This is a genomic window from Comamonas sp. FG99, assembly GCF_057808605.1.
This window is the reverse complement of sequence record NZ_JBMDII010000034.1, coordinates 1-25,298: the sequence shown is the minus strand read 5'-3', so window position 1 is coordinate 25,298 and position 25,298 is coordinate 1. Positions and strand designations below refer to the sequence as shown.

Below are 25,298 nucleotides of genomic sequence, written 5' to 3'. Positions count from 1 at the left end.
CCATGCAGAACCCGGTATTCATCCAGTCGCGTGACAACGCCTTCGTCAAGGACCTGCGCCGCCTGGCCGAGGACGGCAGCGCCTACCGCCGCCAGGGCCGGGTGTGGATCGAGGGCGACCACCTGTGCCGCGCGGCCCTGGCGCGCGGGCGCAAGCCAGCCATCGGCGTCTATGCGGAATCGTTCTGGCCGCAGGCCGAGGCCCTGTATGCGCGGCATGCCGCGAAGAACGTGGTGATTGCCGACGCCATCCTGGCCGGCATCAGCAGCCTGCCTTCGGCGGCGCCGATGGGCTTCGTGCTGGAGCTGCCCGTGGAGGGCGGCGCCATCGAGCCCGGCGTGGCCACCGTGGTGCTCGACCGGGTGCAGGATGCCGGCAACGTCGGCTCCATACTGCGCAGCGCCTCGGCCTTCGGCTTCGGCCAGGTGCTGGCGCTCAAGGGCACGGCGGCGCTGTGGAGCGGCAAGGTGCTGCGCGCCGGCATGGGGGCGCATTTCGGGCTGCGCCTGGTGGAGTCGCTGCAAGAGGAGCAGCTGCAGGCCTTGTCGGTGCCGCTGGTGGTGACCAGCTCGCACCGCGGCGACTGGCTGCACCAGGCGCGGCTGCCCTGGCCCTGCGCCTGGGTCATGGGCAACGAGGGGCAGGGCGTGGCGGCAAGCCTGGAGCAGGCCGCGCAGGCCCATGTGCGCATTGCCCAGCCCGGCGGCGAGGAGTCGCTGAACGTGGCGGCCGCGGCGGCGATCTGCCTGCACACCAGCGCCTGCCAGCGCTGATCGGTATATACGCACTGCGTTTGAAAAACCTGCGCAGAGTGTCTAAATATTGCCCGGCGCTGGTGTGGCCGCGGCCCATCCACGCTACAATGAGCGGCTTTCACGTAAATCACGTCGCCCGGCCGCATCCAAACACCCCATAAAGCACAGCCCCTACGGAATGATGATCCGGGGCTCCGGGCGACCCGACACTTCTCGGAGAACCCAGTGTTTTTGTCGCAACAGGGAGCTTTCCCACCCGCCATCCTGGCGCTCGCAGACGGCACGGTCTTTATCGGCAACTCCATCGGCGCCACCGGCACCACGGTGGGTGAGGTGGTCTTCAACACCGCCATCACCGGCTACCAGGAAATCCTCACCGATCCCAGCTACTGCCAGCAGATCGTCACGCTCACCTATCCGCACATCGGCAACTACGGCATCAATGACGAGGACGTCGAGGCCGACAAAGTGCACGCCGCCGGCCTGATCATCAAGAACCTGCCGCTGCTGGCCAGCAACTTCCGCGCCACGCTCACGCTGCCCGAGTACCTGCGGCGCGAGAACACGGTGGCGATCGCCAATATCGACACCCGCAAGCTCACCCGGCTGCTGCGCAGCAAGGGTGCGCAAAATGGCGCCATCGTGGGCCTGGCGGCCGGCGAGGCGGTCACGCCCGAGGCGATCGAGCGCGCCGTGGCCGCCGCCCAGGCCGCGCCCAGCATGAAGGGGCTGGACCTGGCCAAGGTGGTGTCGGTGCAGGAGCCCTACGAGTGGCTGCAGACCGAATGGCAGCTGGCCCGCGCCGACGGCGACACACCCGGAAAGCCTGGTTACGGCAAGCTGCAGGACCACCAGTTCCATGTGGTGGCCTACGACTACGGCGTGAAGAAGAACATCTTGCGCATGCTGGCCGAGCGCGGCTGCCGCGTGACGGTGGTGCCGGCGCAGACGCCCATCGCCGAGGTCTTCAAGTACCAGCCCGATGGCATCTTCCTGTCCAACGGCCCGGGCGACCCGGAGCCTTGCGACTACGCGGTCGCCGCCGCGCGCGAAGCCATGGACAGCGGCATCCCCACCTTCGGCATCTGCCTGGGCCACCAGATCATGGCCCTGGCCGTGGGCGCCAAGACCTTCAAGATGCAAAACAGCCACCATGGCGCCAACCACCCGGTCAAGGACCTGGACAGCGGCCGTGTCTCCATCACCAGCCAGAACCACGGCTTCGCGGTGGATCTCGAATCGCTGCCCGCGAATGTGCGCGCCACGCACATCAGCCTGTTCGACGGCACGCTGCAGGGTATGGAGCGCACCGACAAGCCGGCCTTCTGCTTCCAGGGCCACCCCGAGGCATCGCCCGGCCCGCACGACGTGAGCTACCTGTTCGACCGCTTCGTGAAGCTGATGCGCAAGCACCAGCAGGCGTAACTGAGTCAAATTGGCTGCTGGTGCCCATCTATCAAGTGCTAGCAGCTATTAAATAAATAGTAGGCAAACCCATGCCAAAGCGTACAGACATCAAGAGCATCCTCATCATCGGCGCCGGCCCGATCATCATCGGCCAGGCCTGCGAGTTCGACTATTCGGGCGTGCAGGCGTGCAAGGCGCTGCGCGAGGAGGGCTACAAGGTCATCCTGATCAACAGCAACCCCGCCACGATCATGACCGACCCGGCCACGGCCGACGTCACCTATATCGAGCCCATCACCTGGCAGACGGTCGAGAAGATCATCGCCAAGGAGCGCCAGCTCAATCCCGGCGGTTTTGCCATCCTGCCCACCATGGGCGGCCAGACCGCGCTGAACTGCGCGCTGGACCTGTGGCACCACGGCGTGCTCGACAAGTACCAGGTCGAGCTGATCGGCGCCACGCCCGAGGCCATCGACAAGGCCGAGGACCGGCTGAAGTTCAAGGACGCGATGACCAAGATCGGCCTGGGCTCGGCGCGCTCGGGCATCGCCCACAGCATGGACGAGGCCTGGGAAGTGCAAAAGCGCGTCGGCTTCCCCACGGTGATCCGCCCCAGCTTCACGCTGGGCGGCACCGGCGGCGGCATCGCCTACAACACCGAAGAGTTCGAGACCATCTGCAAGCGCGGCCTGGAGGCTTCGCCCACCAACGAGCTGCTGATCGAGGAATCGCTGCTCGGCTGGAAAGAGTACGAGATGGAGGTGGTGCGCGACAAGGCGGACAACTGCATCATCGTCTGCTCCATCGAGAACCTCGACCCCATGGGCGTGCACACCGGCGACTCGATCACCGTGGCTCCGGCGCAGACGCTGACCGACAAGGAATACCAGATCATGCGCAATGCCTCGCTGGCGGTGCTGCGCGAGATCGGCGTGGACACCGGCGGCTCCAACGTGCAGTTCTCGGTGAACCCCAAGGACGGCCGCATGATCGTGATCGAGATGAACCCGCGGGTGTCGCGTTCGTCGGCGCTGGCCTCCAAGGCCACGGGCTTCCCGATCGCCAAGATCGCCGCCAAGCTGGCGGTGGGCTACACGCTGGACGAGCTCAAGAACGAGATCACCGGCGGCGCCACGCCCGCGTCGTTCGAGCCGACCATCGACTACGTGGTCACCAAGATCCCGCGCTTCGCGTTTGAGAAGTTTCCGGCCGCCGACAACCGCCTGACCACGCAGATGAAATCGGTGGGCGAGGTGATGGCCATGGGCCGCACCTTCCAGGAGTCGTTCCAGAAGGCGCTGCGCGGCCTGGAAGTCGGCGTGGACGGCATGAACGAGAAGACCCAGGACCGCGAGATCCTGGAGAAGGAACTCGGCGAGCCCGGCCCCGAGCGCATCTGGTACGTGGGCGATGCCTTCGCCGCCGGCTGGACGCTTGACGAGGTGCACGATCTCACCAAGATCGACAAGTGGTTCCTGGTGCAGATCGAGGAAATCGTCAAGATCGAGCTGGCGCTGGACAAGCACACCGAGGCCCATGTCGACAAGGCGCTGGCTGCCCTGGGCGCCGAGGAGCTGCGCACGCTCAAGCAAAAGGGCTTCTCCGACCGCCGCCTGGCCAAGCTGCTGGGCACCACCGACAAGGCGGTGCGCGAGGCGCGCCGCGCGCTGGCCGTGCGCCCGGTGTTCAAGCGCGTGGACACCTGCGCGGCCGAGTTCGCCACCAACACCGCCTACATGTACTCCACCTACGACGAGGAGTGCGAGGCCGAGCCCACCGACAAGAAGAAGATCATGGTGCTCGGCGGCGGTCCCAACCGCATCGGCCAGGGCATCGAGTTCGACTACTGCTGCGTGCATGCCGCGCTGGCCATGCGCGAGGACGGCTACGAGACCATCATGGTCAACTGCAACCCCGAGACCGTCTCGACCGACTACGACACCTCGGACCGCCTGTACTTCGAGCCGCTGACGCTGGAAGACGTGCTGGAGATCGTCGACAAGGAAAAGCCCGAGGGCGTGATCGTGCAGTACGGCGGCCAGACGCCGCTCAAGCTGGCGCTGGCGCTGGAGCGCGAGGGCGTGCCCATCATCGGCACCAGCCCCGACATGATCGACGCGGCCGAAGACCGCGAGCGCTTCCAGAAGCTGCTGCACGAGCTGAACCTGCGCCAGCCGCCCAATGCCACCGCCCGCACCGAAGAGGATGCGCTGGCCAAGGCCGCCGAGATCGGCTACCCGCTGGTGGTGCGCCCCAGCTACGTGCTGGGCGGGCGCGCGATGGAGATCGTGCACGAGCAGCGCGACCTGGAGCGCTACATGCGCGAGGCGGTCAAGGTGAGCAACGACTCGCCGGTGCTGCTGGACCACTTCCTCTCGAACGCCATCGAGTGCGACGTGGACTGCGTGCGCGATGCCTCGGGCCAGGTCTTCATCGGCGGCGTGATGGAGCACATCGAGCAGGCTGGCGTGCACTCGGGCGACTCGGCCTGCTCGCTGCCGCCGTACTACCTGTCCAAGGCCACGGTCGACGAGATCAAGCGCCAGACCGCCGCGATGGCCCAGGCGCTGAACGTGGTGGGCCTGATGAACGTGCAGTTCGCCATCCAGGAGCGCGACGGCAAGGACATCATCTACGTGCTCGAAGTGAATCCGCGTGCCTCGCGCACCGTGCCCTTCGTCAGCAAGGCCACCGGCATCCAGCTGGCCAAGGTGGCGGCGCGCTGCATGGCCGGACAGACCCTGGCCGAGCAGGGCGTGACCAAGGAAGTGACGCCGCCGTACTTCAGCGTCAAGGAAGCGGTGTTCCCCTTCGTCAAGTTCCCGGGCGTGGATACTATCCTCGGCCCCGAGATGAAATCCACCGGCGAGGTGATGGGCGTGGGCAAGACCTTTGGCGAAGCCTTCGTCAAGAGCCAGCTCGGCGCCGGCACCAGGCTGCCGCAAAGCGGCAAGGTGTTCCTGACGGTGAAGAACAGCGACAAGCCGCGCGCGGTCGCCATCGCCAAGGAGCTGGCCGCGATGGGCTTCACGCTGTGCGCCACGCGCGGCACCGCGGCGGCGATCGCCGAGGCCGGCGTGGCGGTGCAGACGGTGAACAAGGTCACCGAGGGCCGCCCGCACGTGGTGGACATGATCAAGAACGGCGAGATCGCCATGGTCATCAACACCGTGGAAGAGCGCCGCAATGCGATCGCCGACTCGCGCGCCATCCGCACCAGCGCGCTGCTGGCCCGCGTGACCACCTTCACCACCATCTTCGGCGCCGAGGCCGCGGTCGAGGGCCTGCGCTCCATGGACCGCCAGGACGTGTACTCGGTGCAGGAGCTGCACGCCAGCCTGGTGGCCTGACGAGCTTGGGAATGCCGGATTAATTCGGCATAATAGAAGCCGTCATCAACCGCCGCGCATTCCGCGCGGCGGTTTGCTTTTTGCTTTTGTGGAGACCGATATGGCCACGATTCCCATCACCAAGCGTGGCGCCGAAAAGCTCAAGGAAGAGCTGCAGCGCCTGAAGACCGTCGACCGCCCGGCCGTGATCGCCGCGATCGCCGAAGCGCGTTCGCATGGCGACCTGAGCGAAAACGCCGAATACGACGCGGCCAAGGACCGCCAGGGCTTCATCGAAGGCCGCATTCAGGAGGTGGAGGGCAAGCTGTCCACCGCGCAGATCATCGATCCCTCGCAGCTCGATGCCGGCGGCAAGGTGGTGTTCGGCGCCACGGTGGAGCTGGAGGACGAGGACTCGGGCGACACCGTCAAGTACCAGATCGTCGGCGAGGACGAGGCCGACCTCAAGCAGGGCCTGATCAATGTGTCCTCGCCCATCGCGCGCGCGCTGATCGGCAAGGAAGAGGGCGACACCGCCGAGGTGCAGGCCCCGGGCGGCGTGCGCCGCTACGAAGTGATTGCGGTCAGCTACCGCTGATGATGCACGGCCGCCTGCCGATTCTGGCATCCGCACTGTGGTGGGGCAGCCTCAGCACCACCGGCTTCCTGGTGGTGCCCATGCTGTTCGCGCACCTGCCCAGCCCCGCCATGGCCGGCTCCATGGCGGCCAAGCTGTTCTCCGCGCAGACCTGGGTGTCGGTGGTCTGCGGCATGCTGCTGCTGGTGTTCAGGCCCCAGCGCACGCAAACCATCGATGGCAAGGCGCAGACCGCCATCTTCCTGGTGGTCAGCGGCTTGCTGCTGGCCCTGCTGGGCGAGTTTGCGGTTGCGCCGCGCATCGTGGCGCGCGAGAACCTCAAGCTCTGGCACAGCGTGGGCAGCGCGATGTACCTGTTGCAATGGCTGTGCGCCGGCATGCTGCTGTGGCGCGCGGCGCGGCGCGAGGCGTGACGGGGCCCCTGCGGGGGCGCTTCAGTCCGCCCAGGCCTGGGCGATCCAGCGGGCCTTCTCGATATGGCGAAAGCGCCGGTTGCGCCGGCCTTCGAGCGCATCGGGCGGGTTGACCTCGCCGTGGAAGATCACGATGCGCGCGCCCGCGGGCGGCACCGGCTCCTTCCAGTAGTTGCCGGGCCAGGCGGGAATGCAGTGGTACTTGAAGCTGGGGCACCAGGCCGCGGGCCAGTACCGCAGCTTGCCCTGCTGGTGCAGGAAGTGCGAGAGGTATTCCTGCTCGTTGCGGTACCTGGCGCGCACCGCCTCGGTGTGCTGGCAAAAATAGTCCAGCACATCGGGGTGCGCGCCCAGCGTGAAGCGGTAGACCGACGAGTTGCCGACGATGCGCTCGCCAAGGCGCCAAAAGCGCGGGTAGTCGTGGATGATGAGGAATTCGCCCGGCTGGGTGAAGAACTCGTCCAGCGGCCCGACGATCACCACATCCAGGTCCAGGAACAGCGCCGTGCCGGCGAGGCCGTGCAAGTCGCGGCCGAAGGTGGCCAGCTTGGTCCAGCCGCGCTCGGGAATGCCGGGCGGCAGCTCGAGCGGCGGTATCGGCAGGCATTGCACCTCGGGCCGGATGCCGCTGGCGTCGTCGGTCAGGCAGACGAAGTTGAACTCGCCCGACAGGTGCCGGCGCACCATGGCGTACAGGCGGTTGACGTAGTGGGGGCCGTACTTGGTGCCCCATTTCATGCACAGGATGTGGCGCTGCGTCACGCGGATCAGCCCTGCTGCTTCTTGATGGATTTCTGCTTGGGCTTGGCGCGCTTGATCTGGCCGCCGGAGGTCAGGCGCTGGTTGCCCAGCACGCGCAGTTGCTTGACCTCGGGCTTGGTGCCGGCGCGGCCGTACTTGAGCACCTTCACGTCGCGCGGGCCGGGCTTGCGGTCTTCGGTGGCGGCCTTGTCCTTTTCGGGGATCGGCCGCCACAGCACCAGCAGTTTGCCGATATGCTGGATGGGGGCGGCGCCCAGCTCGTCGGCGAGCTGGTGGTAGATGGCCTCGCGCTCGGCGCGGTCGTCGCCGAAGACGCGGATCTTGATGAGGCCATGGGCGTTCAGCGCCGCGTCGATTTCCTTTTGCACGGCGGCGGTGAGCCCGCCGGCGCCGATCAGCACGACCGGATCGAGATGGTGGGCCTCGGCGCGGTGTTCGCGGCGCTGCGCGGGAGTCAGTTGAATTTGGGGCATAGGCCCGTATTATCCAGTCAATCGCCGCACGGCACCGCTTGCGCGTGCGGCGCATTCCGAGGTTTTGATGAAATCGTCCAAAAGCAAGAAAGTCAACAAGAATTGGCTGCACATGCATGTCAATGATCCCTATGTGAAAGCCGCGCAGAAAGACGGCTACCGCGCCCGCGCGGCCTACAAGCTCAAGGAGATCGACGAGCAGTTCAAGCTCATCCGCCCCGGCGACGTGGTGGTCGACCTGGGCTCCACCCCGGGCGCCTGGAGCCAGTACGTGCGCCGGCGCCTGTCGCCCGGCGGCGCGGCGGTGGGTTCATTGGACGGCGCCATCATCGCGCTGGACATCCTGCCCATGGAGGCGATCGAGGGCGTGACCTTCATCAACGGCGACTTCCGCGAAGCGCCGGTGCTGGCCCAGCTCGAAGCCGCCATGGCCGGGCGCAAGGCCGATGTAGTGGTGTCCGACATGGCGCCCAACCTGTCCGGCGTGGAATCGGTGGATGCGGTGCGCATCGCCCACCTGATCGAGCTGGCGGTGGATTTCGCGCAGCACCACCTGAAAAAGGACGGTGCCCTGGTGGTCAAGCTGTTCCACGGCAGCGGCTACTCGCAGCTGGTGCAGCTGTTTCGCGACACGTTCGAGGTGGTCAAGCCGGTCAAGCCCAAGGCCTCGCGCGACAAGTCGTCCGAGACCTTCCTGGTGGGCATGCGCCTGAAAAATGCTTGATGTGCGCCAAGCCCGGGCTTTTTGCCCTGGATTCCTGGGTGTGCACAGGGGGCAAGCCACCGCGCGGCGTCTTGAAAGTCCTAGAATGCTCCCAATATGACACAGCACGAGCCTGTGTATTTTTATTTCCCGCACGACTGGAGCCCCCTTGAACAATCAGTGGTTTTCTAAGGCCGCCGTATGGATGGTGATAGCCATGGTGCTGTTTACGGTGTTCAAGCAATTTGACAACCGTACCGGCACCACGCCGCCCCTGGCGTACTCGGACTTCTTGCAAGAGGTGCGCACCGGCCGCATCAAGAGCGCGACGCTGCAGGAAAGCCCCAGCGGCACGGTCATCGTCGCCACGACGAATGACGACCGCAAGGTCCGCACCACCGCGACCTACATGGACCGCGGCCTGGTGGGCGACCTGATCAACAACAACGTCAAGTTCGACGTGAAGGAGCGCGAAGAGGGCTCGGTGCTGCTGTCGGTGCTGATCAACTGGGCGCCGATGCTGCTGCTGATAGGCGTGTGGGTCTACTTCATGCGCCAGATGCAGGGTGGCGGCAAGGGCGGCGCCTTCAGCTTCGGCAAGAGCAAGGCGCGCATGCTCGACGAGAACAACAACACCGTCACCTTCGCCGACGTGGCCGGCTGCGACGAGGCCAAGGAAGAGGTCAAGGAGGTCGTCGACTTCCTGAAGGACCCGCACAAGTTCCAGAAGCTCGGCGGCCGCATTCCGCGCGGCCTGCTGCTGGTCGGCCCGCCGGGCACCGGCAAGACGCTGCTGGCCAAGTCCATCGCCGGCGAGGCCAAGGTGCCGTTCTTCAGCATCTCGGGCTCCGACTTCGTGGAAATGTTCGTCGGCGTGGGCGCGGCCCGCGTGCGCGACATGTTCGAGAACGCCAAGAAGAATGCGCCCTGCATCATCTTCATCGATGAAATCGATGCGGTGGGTCGCCAGCGCGGCGCCGGCCTGGGCGGCGGCAACGACGAGCGCGAGCAGACGCTGAACCAGATGCTGGTCGAGATGGACGGCTTCGAGACCAACCTCGGCGTGATCGTGGTGGCCGCGACCAACCGCCCCGACATCCTCGACGCGGCGCTGCTGCGCCCCGGCCGCTTCGACCGCCAGGTGTATGTGACGCTGCCCGACATCCGCGGCCGCGAGCAGATCCTGAACGTGCACATGCGCAAGATCCCGGTGGGCCAGGACGTGAACCCGGCCATCATCGCGCGCGGCACGCCCGGCATGTCCGGCGCCGACCTGGCCAACCTGTGCAACGAGGCCGCGCTGATGGCCGCGCGCCGCAACGCGCGCACCGTCGAGATGCAGGACTTCGAGAAGGCCAAGGACAAGATCATCATGGGCCCCGAGCGCAAGACCATGGTCATGCCCGAGGAAGAGCGCCGCAACACCGCCTACCACGAGGCCGGCCATGCGCTGATCGGCAAGCTGCTGCCCAAGTGCGATCCGGTGCACAAGGTCACCATCATCCCACGCGGCCGCGCGCTGGGCGTGACCATGAGCCTGCCCGAGAAGGACCGCTACTCCTACGACAAGGAGTACATGCTCAACCAGATCGCCATGCTGTTCGGTGGCCGCATCGCCGAGGAAGTGTTCATGAACCAGATGACCACCGGCGCTTCCAACGACTTCGAGCGGGCCACCAACCTGGCGCGCGACATGGTCATGAAGTACGGCATGAGCGAGGCGCTGGGCCCGATGGTCTATGCCGAGAACGAGGGCGAGGTGTTCCTGGGCCGCTCGGTCACCAAGACCACCAACATGAGTGAGCAGACCATGCAGAAGGTGGACGGCGAGGTGCGCCGCATCATCGACGAGCAGTATGCGCTGGCCCGCCACCTGATCGAGGAGCATGCCGACAAGATGCATGCCATGGCCAAGGCCATGCTCGAATGGGAAACCATCGATGCCGAGCAGCTCGATGACATCATGGCCGGCAAGAACCCGCGCCCGCCCAAGGACTGGACGCCGCGCAACCCGCCGCCTTCGGGCGACGGCGGCTCGGGCGGCGGCACGCCGGTGGTGGCTTCGGACCACGCGCCGACCGCAGCCTGACCGGCCAGCTTTTCCACCCAACCAACTAGGCGCTCCCCGGAGCGCCTTTTTCATAGATATGACTTATTGGCAAACCAGCCGCTTCCAGATCGATCTGCGCCGGCCGCAGATCATGGGCATCGTCAATGTCACGCCCGACTCCTTCTCGGACGGCGGCGCCTGGCCCGATCCGCGCGCCGCGCTGGCGCACGCGGAGCAACTGCTGCAGGAGGGCGCCGATATCCTGGACATCGGCGGCGAGTCCACCCGCCCGGGCAGCCCGGCGGTGCCGCTGCAGGAAGAGCTGCGCCGCGTGCTGCCGGTGCTCAAGGAGGCGGTCAAGCTCCAGGTGCCGGTCTCGGTCGATACCTACAAGCCCGAGGTGATGCAGGCCGCGCTCGATCTGGGCGCGGACATCATCAACGACATCTGGGCCCTGCGCCAGCCGGGCGCGCGGGCCGTGGTGGCGGCGCATCCGCAGTGCGGCATCTGCCTGATGCACATGCATGCCGACCCGCAGACCATGCATGTGTCGCAGATGGCGGGGCATGACGTGGTGGCGCAGGTGCTGCAGTTTCTGGAGGGCGAGGCGCAGCAGCTGCTGGCCCAGGGCGTAGCGCAGCCGCGCATCATGTTCGATGCCGGCACAGGCTTTGGCAAGACGGTGGCGCAGAATTTCGAGCTCTTGCAGCGCCATGCCGAGCTGGGCGGTACCGGCTACCCGCTGCTGGCGGGCTGGTCGCGCAAGAGCTCGCTGGGCAAGGTCACCGGCCGCCAGGTGGACGAGCGCATGCCGGCCAGCATCGCCGCCGCGGTGCTGGCGGCGGAGCGCGGCGCCGCGGTGCTGCGGGTGCACGATGTGCGCGAGACCGCCGATGCGCTGGCGGTGCTGCGCGCGATGCAGCAGCCTCACCATTCGATACCACTGTGACCGCATGCCGCAGAGTGGGACTGACACAATAGCGCCAGCTTAAAAAAAGAAGGGATAAGTTCATATGGCACGCAAATACTTTGGGACCGACGGCATCCGCGGCACCGTGGGCCAGTCGCCCATCACGCCGGACTTCGTGCTGCGCCTGGCGCATGCGGTGGGCCGCGTGCTGCGCCGCAGCGAAGAGCGCCCGACGGTGCTGATCGGCAAGGACACGCGCATCTCGGGCTACATGCTGGAAAGCGCGCTGGAGTCGGGCTTCAACTCGGCGGGCGTGGACGTGGTGCTGCTGGGCCCGCTGCCCACGCCGGGCGTGGCCTATCTCACGCGGGCGCAGCGCGCCAGCCTGGGCGTGGTGATCAGCGCCAGCCACAATCCGTTCGAGGACAACGGCATCAAGTTCTTCAGCGCCGGGGGCACCAAGCTGCCCGATGCCTGGGAGGAGTCGGTCGAGGCGGCGCTCGCCGAAGCTCCGGTGTGGGTGCCGTCCGCGGCGCTGGGCAAGGCGCGCCGGCTCGACGATGCCGCCGGCCGCTACATCGAGTTCTGCAAGAGCACCTTCGATCAGTCGCTGAGCCTGCGCGGGCTGAAGATCGTGGTCGACGCGGCCCATGGCGCGGCCTACCAGATCGCGCCCAAGGTCTTCCACGAGCTGGGCGCCGATGTGATCACCATCGGCTGCAATCCGGACGGCCTGAACATCAACCGCGAGGTGGGCGCCATCCACCCCGAGGCCCTGGTGCGCGCGGTGCGCGCCAACCAGGCCGACCTGGGCGTGGCGCTCGATGGCGATGCCGACCGGCTGCAGCTGGTCGATGCCAGCGGGCGCTTGTTCAACGGCGACGAGCTGCTGTACCTGATGGCCAGCGACCGCCTGCGCCGCGGCGAAGCGGTGCCGGGCGTGGTCGGCACGCTGATGACCAACCTGGCGGTGGAGTCCGCGCTCAAGCGCCTGGGCATACCGCTGGTGCGCGCCAAGGTGGGCGACCGCTATGTGCTCGAAGAGCTGCAGGCCCGCGGCTGGTTGCTGGGCGGCGAGGGCTCGGGCCACCTGCTGGCGCTGGACCGGCACACCACCGGCGATGGCCTGGTGAGCGCGCTGCAGGTGCTGCGCGCCTGCGTGAGCCGCCAGCAGTCGATGGCCGAGCAGCTCCAGGGCGTGGAGCTGTGCCCGCAGGTCATGGTCAACGTGCGCCTACAGCCCGGGCAGGACTGGAGCCGCAACCACCGCCTGGCCGAGCTGAGCCAGCGGATCACCGCCGACTTCAACGGCGAGGGGCGGGTGCTGATCCGCGCCAGCGGCACCGAGCCGCTGCTGCGGGTGATGGTCGAGGCGCACGATGCCGCACAGGCCAGCCGCTGCGCCGAGGCGCTGGCGGAGGCGGCGCGCGTGGGGGCCTGAGCGGGATGGCGCGCGCGCAGGCTACAGCACCACCAGGTGTTCGCTGCGCGCCCGTGGCAGCGCGCTGAGCGGGATGCGCTGGTCGAACGTCACCAGCCGACCTCCATGGTGCACCGCCAGCGCAAGCAGGTACAGATCGGTCAGCTGGCGCGGGCTGTGGATATGGTCGTGGCGAAAGAGCTTGGCGTCGAGCAGGCTGATGTCATCAGGCCAGAATGCATGAAAGCGCGTAGCGGTGGAGCGGCCCAGCATGTGGGCAATGGTGGCGAGTGGCTGCGGCTGGCCGTAGCCGGGTTGCGCCATGATGCGCAGGCAGCCGTTTTGCGTGAGTGGGCAGCTGGCCCAGCCTGGCGCAATGTTTTCCTGCAGCCAGCGCGAGGCGGTGTGGTGGTGTACATGGTCGCTGTCGTGCAGCGCGATCAGCACGTTCACATCAAGCAGCGCGCGCACTTCAAACGCCTTCCTCATCGCGCAGGCGGTCAATGAGTTCATTGCTGACGACGGCACCGCGCGGCGGCAGCGGATGGATGCCATAGGCTGCGAGCGGCTGCGCGGCATGCGGTGGTGCCGCCGGCTGCGCCGACTGCGTAAAGGCCTTGCGTGCCAGCTCGCTGATGACCTGACCCAAAGGTTTTTTTTCGCGGCGGGCCAGCTCTTTGGCGGCAAACAACACGTCATCGGCGATGTCAAGTGTAGTGCGCATGCTGAGCTCCTTTGGAAATACAGATGCTTGATGCTAACGCATCAAGCATCTGTTGGCCAGCATGCCCCGGATGCGGCATGACACGGCATTGACATGGTTTGGACAAAACCTTGTCATGCGGGCCGGGCACAGTGCGGGGCATGGTGCTGCGCCATGCCCTGCGCGGCCGGTTTTTTCCGAGGAGCGAACGAATGAACGAACTGCCCTGCCCAACGCTGCCGCTCAGCCCCAGCCATCTGCCACGGGGGTCACTTCATCGCCGTGGCGACGCGCTGGGCACGGATGTCGCTGCGCCGGCGGCTGCAGGCCTGGAGGTCACCTGGGCGCGGCACCTCGACGAGGTCCGCGAAGCGCAGCGCCTGAGGCATGAGATCTTCGTGCTGGAGATGGGCGCGCGCCTGCAGACGCCGCTGGCCGGCCACGATGTGGACCGCTTCGACGATTTCTGCGAACACCTGCTGGTGCGCGACATCGCCTCGCGCCAGGTGATCGGCACCTACCGCGTGCTCACGCCGGGCCAGGCCCTGCGCGCCGGCGGCACCTACAGCGACACCGAGTTCGAGCTGTCGTGCATCGACGCGCTGCGCCCGCGCATGGTGGAGCTGGGTCGCAGCTGCGTGCATGCCGATTTCCGCCAGGGCGGGGTGATCATGACGCTGTGGGGCGCGCTGGCGTCCTTCATGCAGCGCAACCGGCTCGATGTGATGATGGGCTGCGCCAGCATTCCAATGTGGCACAACGGCATCGTCAGCGGCGATGCGGCGGCCAGCATCTGGCGCCAGCTGCAGGGCAAGCACCAGATCTCGGCGCAGTACCGGGTGACGCCGCGCCTGCCGCTGCCGCTGGAGCAGCTCGACGACAGCCTGGAGGTGGAGCCGCCGGCGCTGATCAAGGGCTATCTGCGCGTGGGCACCGAGGTGATCGGCGCGCCCGCCTGGGACCCGGATTTCAACACCGCCGACCTGCCCATGCTGATGCAGCTCGAACGCCTGTCGCCGCGCTACCGCAAGCACTTTCTGGGGTAGGCGTCGCGGATATTCCGCAGGCGAGCCCTGGCCGCTCGCGAAGTCCTTTATAGTCAAATCGACGGCTGGCGCTTGTATCCCAAGCGCCGGCTGCTATTGAAAATGAAGGATTCCACGTGTCCACTCCCGCGATTGAACTGTTGGTGCTCAACCCCATGTCCGAGGCCCACCTGGCGCAGATCCGCCAGCATTGCGGCGTCACCTACGCGCCCCAGCCGCAGCAGCGCGCCGAGGCGATCGCGCAGCAAGGCGCGCGCTTTGCTGCCGTGCTCACCATCGGCTCCATCGGCCTGAGCGCCGCCGAGGTGGCCCAGCTGCCGGCGCTGCGCCTGGTGTGCTGCCTGGGCGCGGGCTATGAGGGACTGGCGCTTGATGCGCTGCGGGCGCGCGGCGTGGCGGTGGCCAACGGCGCCGGCACCAACGACACCAGCGTGGCCGACCATGCCTTCGGGCTGATCCTGGCGGCGATGCGCGGCTTTCGCGAGCTGGACCGGCTGGCGCGCGCGGGCGTGGACCGGTACACGCTGGCGCATCCGCCCGGCGTGTCGGGCAAGAGGCTGGGCATCCTGGGGCTGGGCCATATCGGCATGAAGATCGCGCACCGCGCCGCGGCCTTCGACATGCCGGTGGGCTACCACAACCGCCGCGAGCGCGCGGATGTGGCGCACCGCTATTTCGCCTCGGTGCCGGAGCTGGCCGCCTGGGCGGACGTGCTGGTGTGCGCCACGCCCGGCGGCGCGGCCAGCCGGCACCTGGTGGATGCGCCGGTGCTGGCCGCACTGGGGCCGCAGGGCTACCTGGTCAACATCGCCCGCGGCTCGGTGGTGGACACCGAGGCGCTGGCGCAGGCGCTGCGCACGGGCGGCATCGCCGGCGCGGGCATCGATGTCTACGAGAGCGAGCCGCAGCGGCCCGAGCCGCTGATCGAGCTGCCGAACATTCTCATCACCCCGCATGTGGCAGGCTGGTCGCCCGAGGCCACGCAGGCCAGCGTGGACCAGTTCATCGCCAACCTGAACGGCGCTTTCCACGGCGCCGGGCCGGTGTCGCCGGTCCTGCTGCAGTCATAAAAGTATAGCTTTCAGCGCTTGGTATAAAACGTTTTCAGATGGTTTTATATCTGAAACATAAGTATGGCAAGCGCTGGAAGCTATCAATTACTTGGCGCTGGCCGTCTCCCACTTGGGCTGGGCGAGCTTGAACTGGAAGACGCGCGCGGTGCGGGCCCATTGCTGTACTTCCTCGTTGAGCAGGTAGGCGGACTGCGGGTGCTGCTCGGCCCATTCGGGGCTGGCGCGCAGCGACCATTTGTCGGGTTTGGCGCGCAGCTGCAGCGAGGCGAAATCGGGCTCGCGCCGCGCATGGCACAGCAGCACCGCGAGCCGCAGGCTCAGCAGCTGCAGCGCGAATTCGTTGTCGGCCAGGTGGGGCTCGATCTTGCGCAGCTTGCCGCGCTGGCCGAGCACCAGCGCGCTCATGTGCATCAGCTCGGACTGGGTGAAGCCCGCGATGTCCGAATGCTGCAGCACATAGGCGCCGTGGTGGTGCGAGTCGTTGTGCGAGATGAGGCAGCCGATCTCGTGCAGCTCGCTGGCCCATTCGAGCAGCGGCGCGCGCAGCTGCAGCGGATCGGTGATGCCCACGTAGCGCTTGGCCTGCTCGTACAGCCGCGCGGCCGTGGCCTGCACGCGCCGGGCCTGCGGCGCATCGGCGGCAAAGCGCTGCATCAGCGCGGCGATGGTCACGCGGCGGGCGTCGTGGTGCTCCTGGTGCTGCACCATGTCGCGCAGCGCGCCCTGGCGCAGCGCGCCGTCGGCAATGCGCATCTCCTGGATCTGCAGCAGCTCGAAGATGGCGCACAGCGCGGCCACGCCGCCGCCCACCACCGCGCGGCGCTCTTCCTTGAGGCCGGGCAGGCGCAGGTTGGCGGCGTTTTGCGCCGCCAGCAGTTGCTCGCGCAGCCAATGCAGGCCGTCGCGGCGGATCAGGCCGGCGGGGTCGCCGTGCGCATGCAGCACTTCGGCAATCGCATTGGCGGTGCCGGAGGTGCCGTAGGCGGTGTCCCAGCTGCTGCGCGGAAAGCTGTTCAGCGCCTCTTCGAGCACCGCCTGGGCCGCGATCTGCGCGGTCTGCAGGCCGGCGCGGCTGAAGGCGCCATCGGGAAAATAGCGCAGCGACCACGAGACGCTGCCCACCGGGAACGAGGCCACCTGCCGGGTGCGGTAGCCCTGGCCCAGGATCAGCTCGGTGGAGCGGCCGCCGATATCGACGACCAGGCGCTTCTCGTCGGACGGCGGCAGCGAATAGGCCGCGCCCTGGTAGATCAGCCGGGCCTCTTCGGGGCCCGAGATCACGCTGATGGGGTAGCCCAGCACCTCGGAGGCGCGCGAGAGGAATTCGTCGCGGTTCACCGCCTCGCGCAGGGTCTGCGTGGCCACGGCGCGCACCTGCTGCGCGGGAAAGCCCTGCAGCCGCTCGCCGAAGCGGGCCAGGCACTCCCAGCCGCGCTGCATGGCCTCGGGCGTCAGGCGCTTTTGCTCGTCCAGCCCCGCGCCCTGGCGCACCATTTCCTTGATGTAGCGCACCCGCTCGATATGGCCCAGCGCGTAGCGCCCGATTTCGAGGCGAAAGCTGTTGGAGCCGAGATCCACGGCTGCGAGGAGGGTTCCGTCTTGCATAGAAAGCTGAAATAAAACCGAAGTCGTCGATACAGGGGGCCAGCATAGCACCGGCACCTGCGCTCGCCCATGGCGCCAGCACGCTAAATTACGACGGAATCGTGAAATCTTGATGACGGTTTGGTGCGATCCCCGAGGCTGGGCGAAAAGCCGCCAGTCTCTGGAAATGCGGCCGTGCATGTCATATGAATGTCATATAGATTCTCTACAGTCGCGGCCATTGTGTTTCATCACCGATAGGAGTTTTCATGAAACTGTCTGCGATTCGTGTTCTGGTGGCTGGCCTGATGGCAGCTGGTGCTGTCACCCACGCCATGGCCGAAGAGGCCACCGGCGCCGGCGCAAGCTTTCCGGCACCGCTGTATGCCAAGTGGGCCGCCGATTACAACAAGGCCAGCGGTGTCAAGATCAACTACCAGTCGGTGGGCTCGGGCGCCGGCATCAAGCAGATCGATGCCAAGACGGTGGACTTCGGTGCCTCCGACATGCCGCTGACCGACGACGACCTGAAGGCCAAGGGCCTGATGCAGTTCCCCACCGTGATCGGCGGCGTGATCCCGGTGGTCAACATCAAGGGTATCAAGCCCGGCGAGCTCAAGCTCAACGGCCAGGTGCTGGGCGACATCTACCTGGGCAAGATCACCAAGTGGAACGACCCCGCGATCAAGGCGCTGAACGGCTCGCTGGAGCTGCCCGATGCGGCCATCGCGCCGGTGCGCCGCGCCGACGGCTCGGGCACCACCTTCCTGTTCACCAACTACCTCAGCAAGGTCAACTCCGACTGGAAGGCCAAGGTCGGCGACGGCACCGCGGTGAACTGGCCGCTGGGCACCGGCGGCAAGGGCAACGAGGGCGTGGCCGCCTACGTGGGCCGCCTGCCCAACTCCATCGGCTATGTGGAGTACGCCTACGTCAAGCAGAACAAGATGACCTATGCGCTGCTGCAAAACGCCGCCGGCACCACCGTGGCGCCCGACGACAAGGCCTTCAAGGCCGCCGCCGCAGATGCCGACTGGAACAAGAGCTTCTACCAGGTGCTGACCAACCCCGCCGGCAAGGACGCCTGGCCGATCAGCGGCGCGACCTTCATCCTGATGCACAAGAGCCAGGACAAGCCCGCGCAGGCCACCACGGTGCTCAAGTTCTTCGATTGGGCCTACAAGAATGGCGACAAGACCGCCGACGACCTGGACTACGTGCCCATGCCCGACGGCGTGAAGGCCAGCATCGCCAAGGCCTGGGGCGAGATCAAGGATGGCTCCGGCAAGCCGGTGGCGCTAAAGTAAGCATTGCCTCTCGCAGGCCACCGGACTCGCCCGTGCGGCGGCCTTTTCCCCAACCGACGGAACACTGCAGTGTCGACCTCCTTGCCCATTCCATCCACCGCCGATCCGGGCTCCGGGCCCATCGCGCAGCAGGGGCAGCCGCCCTCGCGCCAGCCCATGATCTCCAACACCATGGCGGACAAAATCTTCGCGGCACTGGCGCGTGGCGCCGCGCTGCTGACCCTGTTCCTGCTGCTGGCCATCATGGCCTCGCTGTTCGTGGGCGCCTGGCCGGCGATTCGCGAGTACGGGCTGGGCTTTTTCCTGTCCAGCGAATGGGACCCGGTGCAGAACCGCTATGGCGGCCTGGTCATGGTCTACGGCACGCTGGCCACTTCGATCATCGCGCTGCTGATCGCGGTGCCGGTGAGCTTCGGCATCGCGCTGTTCCTGACCGAGCTGTCGCCCGTGTGGCTCAAGCGCCCGCTGGGCACGGCCATTGAACTGCTGGCCGCGGTGCCGTCCATCGTCTACGGCATGTGGGGCCTGATGGTGTTCGGCCCGCTGCTGGCCACCTATGTGCAGCAGCCGCTGCAGGCCGTTTTCGGCAACGTGCCTTTCCTGGGCGCGTTCTTCTCCGGCCCGCCGGTGGGCATCGGCATCTTCTCGGCCGGCCTGATCCTGGCGATCATGATCATCCCGTTCATCTCCTCGGTGATGCGCGATGTGTTCGAGGTCACGCCCCCGATGCTCAAGGAGTCGGCCTACGGCCTGGGTGCGACCACCTGGGAGGTGATGTTCAAGGTGGTGCTGCCCTTCACCAAGACCGGCGTGTTCGGTGGCGTCATGCTGGGCCTGGGCCGCGCCCTGGGCGAGACCATGGCGGTGACCTTCGTGATCGGCAACATGAACCAGCTCAACTCGCTGTCGATCTTCGAGGCCGCCAACAGCATCACCTCGGCGCTGGCCAACGAGTTCGCCGAGGCCGGCGAGGGCCTGCACCAGGCTTCGCTGATCTACCTGGGCCTGGCGTTGTTCTTCATCACCTTCATCGTGCTGGCCTGCTCCAAGCTGATGCTCAGCCGCCTGCAACGCGCGGAAGGAGCCCGTTCATGAATGCCAGCACCTCCGAGTCGCTGATCCAGTCCGCCGAGGCCACCAGGCTGCGCGCGGCCAAGTACAACCACCGCAAGCGCATGAACCAGGTGGCGCTGACGCTGTCGCTCGCCGCCATGGCCTTCGGCGTGTTCTGGCTGGTCTGGATCCTGTGGGAGACGCTGCGCCTGGGCTTGGGCGGCCTGTCGCTGTCGCTGTTCACCGAGATGACGCCCGCGCCCAATGAAGACGGCGGCATCGCCAATGCCATCTGGGGCTCGCTGGTGATGGTGGCGTTGGCCACCTGCATCGGCACTCCGGTCGGCGTGATGGCCGGCGTGTACCTGGCCGAATACGACAAGCGTGGCTGGCTCGCATCGACCACCCGTTTCGTCAATGACATCCTGCTGTCCGCGCCCAGCATCGTGATCGGCCTGTTCGTCTACGGCATGGTGGTGGTGCGCATGCGCAGCTTCTCGGGCCTGGCCGGGGTGGTGGCGCTGGCGCTGATCGTGATTCCGGTGGTGATCCGCACCACCGAGAACATGCTGTCGCTGGTGCCCGCCGGCCTGCGCGAAGCCGCCTATGCGCTGGGCACGCCCAAGTGGAAGGTGATCAGCATGGTGACGCTGCGCGCCGCGCGCGCCGGCGTGATCACCGGCGTGCTCTTGGCCGTGGCCCGCATCGCCGGCGAGACCGCGCCGCTGCTGTTCACCGCGCTGAACAACCAGTTCTGGAATGCCGACCTGTCCAAACCCATGGCCAGCCTGCCGGTGACCATCTTCAAGTTCGCGATGAGCCCCTACGAGAACTGGCAGTCGCTGGCCTGGGCGGGCGTGTTCCTGATCACGCTGGCGGTGCTGGGGCTGAACATCCTGGCGCGGACTTTCGCGCGCCAAAAATAATTGCTACGGATCTGACTATGCTGACGAAAACCCATATGGACAACGCCAACGCGCTGACGTCGAAGATCTCGGTGCGCGAGCTGAACTTCTACTACGGCAAGTTCCATGCGCTGAAGAACATCAACCTGGAGATCCCCGAGAAGAAGGTCACCGCCTTCATCGGCCCCTCGGGCTGCGGCAAGTCCACGCTGCTGCGCACTTTCAACCGCATGTACGAGCTGTATGCCGAGCAGCGCGCCGAGGGCCAGATCATCCTCGACGGCGAGAACCTGCTCACCAGCAAGCAGGATGTGGCGCTGATCCGCGCCAAGGTGGGCATGGTGTTCCAGAAGCCCACGCCGTTCCCGATGTCGATCTACGACAACATCGCCTTCGGCGTGAAACTGTTCGAGGACCTGAGCAAGACCGACATGGAAGAGCGCGTCGAGTGGGCGCTGCGCAAGGCCGCGCTGTGGAACGAAGTCAAGGACAAGCTGCACCAAAGCGGCTCCGGCCTGTCGGGCGGGCAGCAGCAGCGCCTGTGCATCGCGCGCGGCGTGGCCATCAAGCCCGAGGTGCTGCTGCTGGACGAGCCCTGCTCGGCGCTGGACCCGATCTCCACCGCCAAGGTGGAGGAGCTGATCGCCGAGCTCAAGGACGAGTACACCGTGGTGATCGTGACCCACAACATGCAGCAGGCCGCGCGCTGCAGCGACTTCACCGCCTACATGTACCTGGGCAGCCTGATGGAGTTCGGCGCCACCGAGCAGATGTTCTTCAAGCCGCAGCGCAAGGAGACCGAAGATTACATCACCGGCCGCTTTGGCTGATCGCCATTTCCATACCCAAGCACCACAACGCATATGACCGAAAAACATCTTTCTTCGCAGTTCGACAGCGAACTCAACAACGTCTCCACCCGGGTCATGGAGTTGGGCGGGCTGGTGGAGTCGCAGATCCAGCAGGCCATCTATGCGCTGTCGAACTTCAGCCTGGATGCGGTGGAGCGCGTGGCCGAGCTGGAGAAAAGGGTCAACCGCATGGAGGTGGACATCGACTATGAGCTGTCCTCCATCATCGCCCGGCGCCAGCCCACGGCGCGCGACCTGCGCCTGCTGATCGCATTCTCCAAGGCCACGGCCAACCTCGAACGCATGGGCGACGAGGCGCACAAGATGGCGCGCATGGTGGGCGCCATCATCGAAAGCGGCGCGGCGCGCTCGCTGCCGACCACCGACATCCGCGTGGCCGCCGAGATGGCCTCCACGCTGCTGCGCAAGGCGCTTGATGCCTTCGCCCGCCTCGACACCGCTGCGGCCGTGGCCATCCTCAAGGAGGACAACCTGATCGACGATGAGTTCGACGGCTTCGTGCGCAAGCTGGTCACCTACATGATGGAAGACCCGCGCACCATCTCGGCCAGCCTGGACCTGCTGTTCCTGGCCAAGGCGATCGAGCGCATCGGCGACCACTCCAAGAACGTGGCCGAGCTGATCATCTACCTGGTCAAGGGCATCGATGTGCGCCACACCACGATGGACGAGATCGAATCCAGCGTTCTGTAATATTTTTGATCTCCAGCGCCTGCCTGGACGGCGCTGGCAGCCATCATTTTCAAGATGAAGAAACTGCCCCGAATACTGATAGTGGAAGACGAGCCGGCGATCGCGGAGCTGATCGCGGTGAACCTGCGGCACAACGGCTGCCTGCCGATCTGGGCCGAGGACGGCGATGCGGCGCAGCGCGAGCTCCAGGCCATGGTGCCCGACGTGATCCTGCTCGACTGGATGCTGCCCGGGCAAAGCGGCCTGTCGCTGGCCCGCAAATGGCGCGCCGACAGCCGCTTCAAGGGCGTTCCCATCATCATGCTCACCGCGCGCGGCGACGAGCCCGACAAGATCGCCGGCCTGGATGCGGGCGCCGACGACTACATCACCAAGCCTTTCTCCACGCAGGAGCTGCTTGCGCGCATCCGCGCGGTGCTGCGCCGGCGCGTGCCCGAGCAGGCCAGCGACACCATCACCATCGGCGAGCTGGTGCTCGATGCGGCCACCCACCGCGTGAGCTACCAGGGCGCGCAGCTCAAGCTCGGGCCCACCGAGTTCAAGCTGCTGCACTTTCTGATGAAGCACTCGGAGCGGGTGCACACCCGCTCGCAGCTGCTCGACAAGGTCTGGGGCGACCATGTCTTCATCGAGGAGCGCACGGTGGACGTGCATGTCAAGCGCCTGCGCGAGGCGCTGGGCGCGGCCAACGTCATGGTGGAAACCGTGCGCGGCGCCGGCTACCGCGTGACCGCGCAGCCGCAGGCGGTGCAGCGGGCATAAGCCATCGCCAAGGCATTACCATTCATGTGCTGCGCCAGTCGCAGCACTTTCTTTTTGCGAGCCCGCATGCTTTTCCGAATCTCGATTTTTCTGCTGTTCCAGGCCCTGGGTGCCGCCATAGGGTGGTGGCGCGGCGGCATGGCCGGCGTCACCCTGGCGGTGCTGGTGGCGGTGTGGTGCTGGTTTCTGATGGACTTGTGGCGCGGCTCGCGGGCGATCGCCTGGCTCAAGAGCGGCGACCTGCAGGCGGCGCCGCGCATGGTCGGCCTGTGGGGCGAGGCCATCGACCGCGCGCGGCGCCTGCTGCGCCAGCTGAACAAGGGCAAGAAGGATGCGCAGGATCAGCTGCACCAGGTGCTGACCGCGCTGCAGGTATCGCCCAACGGCGTGGTGCTGCTCGATGCGCAAGGGCATATCGAATGGTGCAACCAGGTCGCGGCCGAGCATTTCGGCTTCGACCTGGAGCGCGACCGCATGCAGGCCATAGGCAACCTGGTGCGCGCACCGGAGTTCGCCAACTACCTGGCCGCCAAGGATTTCTCGCATGCCGTGCTGCTGGTGAGCCCGGTGATCCGCGCCACGAGCCCGATGAAGCTGTCGGTGCAGATGTTTCCCTACGAGGCCGGGCGCAAGCTGCTGCTGTCGCGCGACGTGACCGCCATCGAGCTGGCCGATGCGATGCGCCGCGACTTCGTGGCCAATGTGTCGCACGAGATCCGCACGCCGCTGACGGTGATGATGGGCTTCGTCGAGACCATGCAGACGCTGCCGCTGAGCGAAGAGGAGCGGGCCCACTACCTGGGCCTGATGTCCCGGCAGGCCGCGCGCATGCAAAGCCTGGTGGCGGACCTGCTCACGCTGTCGCGGCTCGAGGGCAATCCGCCGCCGCCGCTCACCGAATGGGTGCCGGCGCGCTCCCTGCTGCAGCGCTGCGCCGAGGATGCGCGTGCGCTGTCGCAGGTGCTTGCCAAGCCGGGCGAAAAGCCGCAGCTGCTGCGTTTTCCCGACGAGCCGGCGCTGGCCGCGGCCGGCGAGCTGGCCGGCGCGGGCAACGAGCTGCAAAGCGCGATGACCAACCTGGTGAGCAACGCGGTGCGCTATACGCCGGCGGGCGGCGAGATCGTGGTGAGCTACGAGCGCCTGCCCGACGGCCGCGCCTGCTTCAAGGTGGCCGACAGCGGCCCTGGCATCGCGCCCGAGCACATTCCGCGCCTGACCGAGCGCTTCTACCGCCTGGACCGCAGCCGCTCGCGCGACACCGGCGGCACCGGCCTGGGCTTGGCCATCGTCAAGCATGTGCTGCAGCGCCATGGCGCGGCGCTGCAGATCCGCAGCACGCTGGGGCGGGGCTCGGAGTTTTCCGTATGCTTTCCGGCGGCGCGGGTGCGTGCGCCGGCATGAGGCCGCACGCGCTTAGACTGCGGGCCATGCGTCTTCGAATCCGCTCCTGCTGCGCTGGACTGCTGGCACTGTGCGCCTCGGGGGCCTTTGCCCTGCCGCCCTTGGCCGATCCGGCGCTGCAGGCGTTGTACGGTGCGGCCGAGCGCGAGCTCGATCCCTTTCTGGGCACGCTGCGGCAACTGGTCGAGATCGAATCGGGCAGCCACGACATCGAGGGCCTGCAGCGCATGGCCCGGGTGGCGGCCGAGCGGTTGCGGGCCGAAGGGGGTGAGGTGCAGGTGCTGGAGGCAGACCGCATCGAGCCGCTGGCGGACGCGCCGGCCCGGGTCGGCCCGATGGTGCATGCCGTATTCCACGGCTCTGGCAGCGCCAGGATCATGCTCATCGCGCATATGGATACGGTCTACCAGAAGGGCGATCTGGCGCGCCAGCCCTACCGCATCGAAGGCGACCATGCCTATGGCCTGGGCATTGTCGACGACAAGCAGGGCGTGGCCGTGATCCTGCACCTGGTGCGCCTGCTGCGGCAGCTGGGCCAGCAGAACTTCGGGCAGCTGAGCGTGCTGCTCAATGGCGACGAGGAGATCAGCTCGCCGGGGTCGCGGCAGACGATCACGCGGCTGGCGCGGGAGCAGGATGCGGTGCTGTCCTTCGAGACCGGCGGCCGCGCCGGCACGCTGCGCCTGGGCACCAGCGGCATTGGCGCGGTCTACCTGCATGTGCGGGGCCGCGCGGCCCATGCGGGGGCCGAGCCCGATGCGGGCGTGAATGCGCTGTACGAGCTGAGCCACCAGATCATGGGCATGCGCGCGCTGTCGCAGCCCGAAACCGGCCTGGAGCTGAACTGGACGCTGGCCACCGCCGGCACCCGGCGCAATGTGATACCCGATGCCGCCGAGGCGCAGGCCGACGCGCGCGCGCTGCGGGTGGACGATTTCAACCAGCTGGAGCAGCGCTTGCAGCAGAGCATCCGGAACCAGCTGTTTGCGGACAGCCAGGTAAGCCTGCAGTTCGAGGTGCGCCGCCCGCCCTTGGAGCCCAGGGGGGGGGGGGGGGGGGGGGGGGGGGGGGGGGGGGGG

24 protein-coding genes are annotated in these 25,298 nt (G+C 66.9%); 19 read left to right on the top strand and 5 right to left on the bottom strand.

Features of this window, described 5'->3' with window-relative positions:
- Positions 1-2 precede the first annotated feature (2 nt).
- From ACODRX_RS19935 to ACODRX_RS19915, 5 genes are all read left to right on the top strand, one after another.
- Entirely contained in the window at positions 3-773 is a 771-nt protein-coding gene (locus tag ACODRX_RS19935; protein WP_488873276.1) for a TrmH family RNA methyltransferase, read from the top strand.
- 207 nt (positions 774-980) lie between these two features.
- A complete protein-coding gene (carA, locus tag ACODRX_RS19930) occupies positions 981-2,180 on the top strand; it encodes a glutamine-hydrolyzing carbamoyl-phosphate synthase small subunit (RefSeq protein WP_488873275.1) in 1,200 nt (399 codons plus the stop codon).
- Positions 2,181-2,251: 71 nt separating this feature from the next.
- Positions 2,252-5,512: a carbamoyl-phosphate synthase large subunit gene (carB, locus tag ACODRX_RS19925; RefSeq protein ID WP_488873274.1), complete on the top strand. Its 3,261-nt coding sequence runs from the start codon at positions 2,252-2,254 to the stop codon at positions 5,510-5,512.
- 100 nt (positions 5,513-5,612) lie between these two features.
- Positions 5,613-6,089 (top strand): transcription elongation factor GreA, encoded by a 477-nt coding sequence (greA, locus tag ACODRX_RS19920; protein WP_488873273.1) that lies wholly within the window; start codon positions 5,613-5,615, stop codon positions 6,087-6,089.
- Between the two features lie 2 nt (positions 6,090-6,091).
- Entirely contained in the window at positions 6,092-6,502 is a 411-nt protein-coding gene (locus ACODRX_RS19915) for a DUF4149 domain-containing protein (protein ID WP_488873307.1), read from the top strand.
- Positions 6,503-6,523: 21 nt separating this feature from the next.
- On the opposite strand, the gene ACODRX_RS19910 is transcribed toward ACODRX_RS19915, so the two are convergent.
- Together ACODRX_RS19910 and ACODRX_RS19905 are read right to left on the bottom strand one after the other, a co-directional pair.
- Positions 6,524-7,240, bottom strand: a complete 717-nt coding sequence (locus ACODRX_RS19910) for a glycosyltransferase (protein WP_488873306.1) — start codon at positions 7,238-7,240, stop codon at positions 6,524-6,526.
- 29 nt (positions 7,241-7,269) lie between these two features.
- A complete protein-coding gene (locus ACODRX_RS19905) occupies positions 7,270-7,737 on the bottom strand; it encodes a YhbY family RNA-binding protein (protein ID WP_488873272.1) in 468 nt (155 codons plus the stop codon).
- Between the two features lie 67 nt (positions 7,738-7,804).
- Here ACODRX_RS19905 and ACODRX_RS19900 point away from each other — a divergent pair, with 67 nt between their 5' ends.
- From ACODRX_RS19900 to glmM, 4 genes are all read left to right on the top strand, one after another.
- A complete protein-coding gene (locus ACODRX_RS19900; RefSeq protein ID WP_488873271.1) occupies positions 7,805-8,461 on the top strand; it encodes an RlmE family RNA methyltransferase in 657 nt (218 codons plus the stop codon).
- A gap of 148 nt (positions 8,462-8,609) precedes the next feature.
- On the top strand, positions 8,610-10,529 hold the full coding sequence (gene ftsH / locus ACODRX_RS19895) for an ATP-dependent zinc metalloprotease FtsH (RefSeq protein ID WP_488873270.1): 1,920 nt from the start codon (positions 8,610-8,612) through the stop codon (positions 10,527-10,529).
- A gap of 58 nt (positions 10,530-10,587) precedes the next feature.
- Positions 10,588-11,439: a dihydropteroate synthase gene (gene folP, locus ACODRX_RS19890; protein WP_488873269.1), complete on the top strand. Its 852-nt coding sequence runs from the start codon at positions 10,588-10,590 to the stop codon at positions 11,437-11,439.
- A gap of 64 nt (positions 11,440-11,503) precedes the next feature.
- Positions 11,504-12,841, top strand: coding sequence for a phosphoglucosamine mutase (gene glmM / locus ACODRX_RS19885; protein WP_488873268.1), 1,338 nt, complete (start codon positions 11,504-11,506; stop codon positions 12,839-12,841).
- Between the two features lie 21 nt (positions 12,842-12,862).
- Here the strand turns inward: glmM and ACODRX_RS19880 are convergent, their stop codons facing one another.
- Both ACODRX_RS19880 and ACODRX_RS19875 read right to left on the bottom strand, forming a co-directional pair.
- Positions 12,863-13,333, bottom strand: coding sequence for a TA system VapC family ribonuclease toxin (locus tag ACODRX_RS19880; protein WP_488873267.1), 471 nt, complete (start codon positions 13,331-13,333; stop codon positions 12,863-12,865).
- Positions 13,293-13,544, bottom strand: a complete 252-nt coding sequence (locus ACODRX_RS19875; RefSeq protein WP_488873266.1) for a CopG family transcriptional regulator — start codon at positions 13,542-13,544, stop codon at positions 13,293-13,295. Before ACODRX_RS19875 ends, ACODRX_RS19880 begins: the two co-directional genes overlap by 41 nt.
- A gap of 191 nt (positions 13,545-13,735) precedes the next feature.
- Here ACODRX_RS19875 and ACODRX_RS19870 point away from each other — a divergent pair, with 191 nt between their 5' ends.
- Positions 13,736-14,569 carry a GNAT family N-acetyltransferase gene (locus tag ACODRX_RS19870; protein WP_488873265.1) on the top strand — a complete coding sequence of 278 codons (834 nt, stop codon included), beginning with the start codon at positions 13,736-13,738 and terminating at the stop codon, positions 14,567-14,569.
- A 116-nt stretch (positions 14,570-14,685) separates the two neighbouring features.
- Positions 14,686-15,639, top strand: coding sequence for a 2-hydroxyacid dehydrogenase (locus ACODRX_RS19865; RefSeq protein WP_488873264.1), 954 nt, complete (start codon positions 14,686-14,688; stop codon positions 15,637-15,639).
- Positions 15,640-15,726: 87 nt separating this feature from the next.
- Here the strand turns inward: ACODRX_RS19865 and ACODRX_RS19860 are convergent, their stop codons facing one another.
- Positions 15,727-17,247, bottom strand: a complete 1,521-nt coding sequence (locus tag ACODRX_RS19860) for a Ppx/GppA phosphatase family protein (protein ID WP_488873263.1) — start codon at positions 17,245-17,247, stop codon at positions 15,727-15,729.
- 248 nt (positions 17,248-17,495) lie between these two features.
- On the opposite strand from ACODRX_RS19860, the gene pstS reads away from it, so the two are divergent.
- The 8 genes from pstS to ACODRX_RS19820 all read left to right on the top strand — a co-directional run.
- On the top strand, positions 17,496-18,533 hold the full coding sequence (pstS, locus tag ACODRX_RS19855) for a phosphate ABC transporter substrate-binding protein PstS (protein WP_488873262.1): 1,038 nt from the start codon (positions 17,496-17,498) through the stop codon (positions 18,531-18,533).
- Between the two features lie 156 nt (positions 18,534-18,689).
- Positions 18,690-19,628 carry a phosphate ABC transporter permease subunit PstC gene (gene pstC / locus ACODRX_RS19850; RefSeq protein WP_488873305.1) on the top strand — a complete coding sequence of 313 codons (939 nt, stop codon included), beginning with the start codon at positions 18,690-18,692 and terminating at the stop codon, positions 19,626-19,628.
- A complete protein-coding gene (gene pstA / locus ACODRX_RS19845) occupies positions 19,625-20,512 on the top strand; it encodes a phosphate ABC transporter permease PstA (protein WP_488873261.1) in 888 nt (295 codons plus the stop codon). The genes pstC and pstA overlap by 4 nt, the downstream gene beginning before the upstream one ends.
- A 35-nt stretch (positions 20,513-20,547) precedes the next feature.
- Positions 20,548-21,321 (top strand): phosphate ABC transporter ATP-binding protein PstB, encoded by a 774-nt coding sequence (gene pstB / locus ACODRX_RS19840; protein ID WP_488873260.1) that lies wholly within the window; start codon positions 20,548-20,550, stop codon positions 21,319-21,321.
- Positions 21,322-21,354: 33 nt separating this feature from the next.
- On the top strand, positions 21,355-22,056 hold the full coding sequence (gene phoU, locus ACODRX_RS19835) for a phosphate signaling complex protein PhoU (protein ID WP_488873259.1): 702 nt from the start codon (positions 21,355-21,357) through the stop codon (positions 22,054-22,056).
- A gap of 54 nt (positions 22,057-22,110) precedes the next feature.
- Positions 22,111-22,818 carry a phosphate regulon transcriptional regulator PhoB gene (gene phoB, locus ACODRX_RS19830; RefSeq protein ID WP_488873258.1) on the top strand — a complete coding sequence of 236 codons (708 nt, stop codon included), beginning with the start codon at positions 22,111-22,113 and terminating at the stop codon, positions 22,816-22,818.
- A gap of 66 nt (positions 22,819-22,884) precedes the next feature.
- Positions 22,885-24,219 carry a phosphate regulon sensor histidine kinase PhoR gene (gene phoR / locus ACODRX_RS19825; RefSeq protein ID WP_488873257.1) on the top strand — a complete coding sequence of 445 codons (1,335 nt, stop codon included), beginning with the start codon at positions 22,885-22,887 and terminating at the stop codon, positions 24,217-24,219.
- 26 nt (positions 24,220-24,245) lie between these two features.
- The coding region (locus ACODRX_RS19820; protein ID WP_488873256.1) for a glutamate carboxypeptidase at positions 24,246-25,298 on the top strand (1,053 nt) is incomplete at its 3' end.

Excerpts from the sequence above, each read along its gene's own strand:
- glmM (WP_488873268.1), top strand. The coding sequence starts at position 11,504 with ATGGCACGCAAATACTTTGGGACCGACGGCATCCGCGGCACCGTGGGC.
- ACODRX_RS19860 (WP_488873263.1), bottom strand. The coding sequence starts at position 17,247 with ATGCAAGACGGAACCCTCCTCGCAGCCGTGGATCTCGGCTCCAACAGC.
- phoR (WP_488873257.1), top strand. The coding sequence starts at position 22,885 with ATGCTTTTCCGAATCTCGATTTTTCTGCTGTTCCAGGCCCTGGGTGCC.
- ACODRX_RS19900 (WP_488873271.1), top strand. The coding sequence starts at position 7,805 with ATGAAATCGTCCAAAAGCAAGAAAGTCAACAAGAATTGGCTGCACATG.
- pstC (WP_488873305.1), top strand. The coding sequence starts at position 18,690 with ATGATCTCCAACACCATGGCGGACAAAATCTTCGCGGCACTGGCGCGT.
- pstB (WP_488873260.1), top strand. The coding sequence starts at position 20,548 with ATGGACAACGCCAACGCGCTGACGTCGAAGATCTCGGTGCGCGAGCTG.
- carB (WP_488873274.1), top strand. The coding sequence starts at position 2,252 with ATGCCAAAGCGTACAGACATCAAGAGCATCCTCATCATCGGCGCCGGC.
- ACODRX_RS19870 (WP_488873265.1), top strand. The coding sequence starts at position 13,736 with ATGAACGAACTGCCCTGCCCAACGCTGCCGCTCAGCCCCAGCCATCTG.
- pstS (WP_488873262.1), top strand. The coding sequence starts at position 17,496 with ATGAAACTGTCTGCGATTCGTGTTCTGGTGGCTGGCCTGATGGCAGCT.
- greA (WP_488873273.1), top strand. The coding sequence starts at position 5,613 with ATGGCCACGATTCCCATCACCAAGCGTGGCGCCGAAAAGCTCAAGGAA.
- pstA (WP_488873261.1), top strand. The coding sequence starts at position 19,625 with ATGAATGCCAGCACCTCCGAGTCGCTGATCCAGTCCGCCGAGGCCACC.
- ACODRX_RS19880 (WP_488873267.1), bottom strand. The coding sequence starts at position 13,333 with ATGAACTCATTGACCGCCTGCGCGATGAGGAAGGCGTTTGAAGTGCGC.
- ACODRX_RS19935 (WP_488873276.1), top strand. The coding sequence starts at position 3 with ATGCAGAACCCGGTATTCATCCAGTCGCGTGACAACGCCTTCGTCAAG.
- ACODRX_RS19905 (WP_488873272.1), bottom strand. The coding sequence starts at position 7,737 with ATGCCCCAAATTCAACTGACTCCCGCGCAGCGCCGCGAACACCGCGCC.
- ACODRX_RS19915 (WP_488873307.1), top strand. The coding sequence starts at position 6,092 with ATGCACGGCCGCCTGCCGATTCTGGCATCCGCACTGTGGTGGGGCAGC.
- folP (WP_488873269.1), top strand. The coding sequence starts at position 10,588 with ATGACTTATTGGCAAACCAGCCGCTTCCAGATCGATCTGCGCCGGCCG.
- ACODRX_RS19875 (WP_488873266.1), bottom strand. The coding sequence starts at position 13,544 with ATGCGCACTACACTTGACATCGCCGATGACGTGTTGTTTGCCGCCAAA.
- phoB (WP_488873258.1), top strand. The coding sequence starts at position 22,111 with ATGAAGAAACTGCCCCGAATACTGATAGTGGAAGACGAGCCGGCGATC.
- phoU (WP_488873259.1), top strand. The coding sequence starts at position 21,355 with ATGACCGAAAAACATCTTTCTTCGCAGTTCGACAGCGAACTCAACAAC.
- ACODRX_RS19910 (WP_488873306.1), bottom strand. The coding sequence starts at position 7,240 with ATGAAATGGGGCACCAAGTACGGCCCCCACTACGTCAACCGCCTGTAC.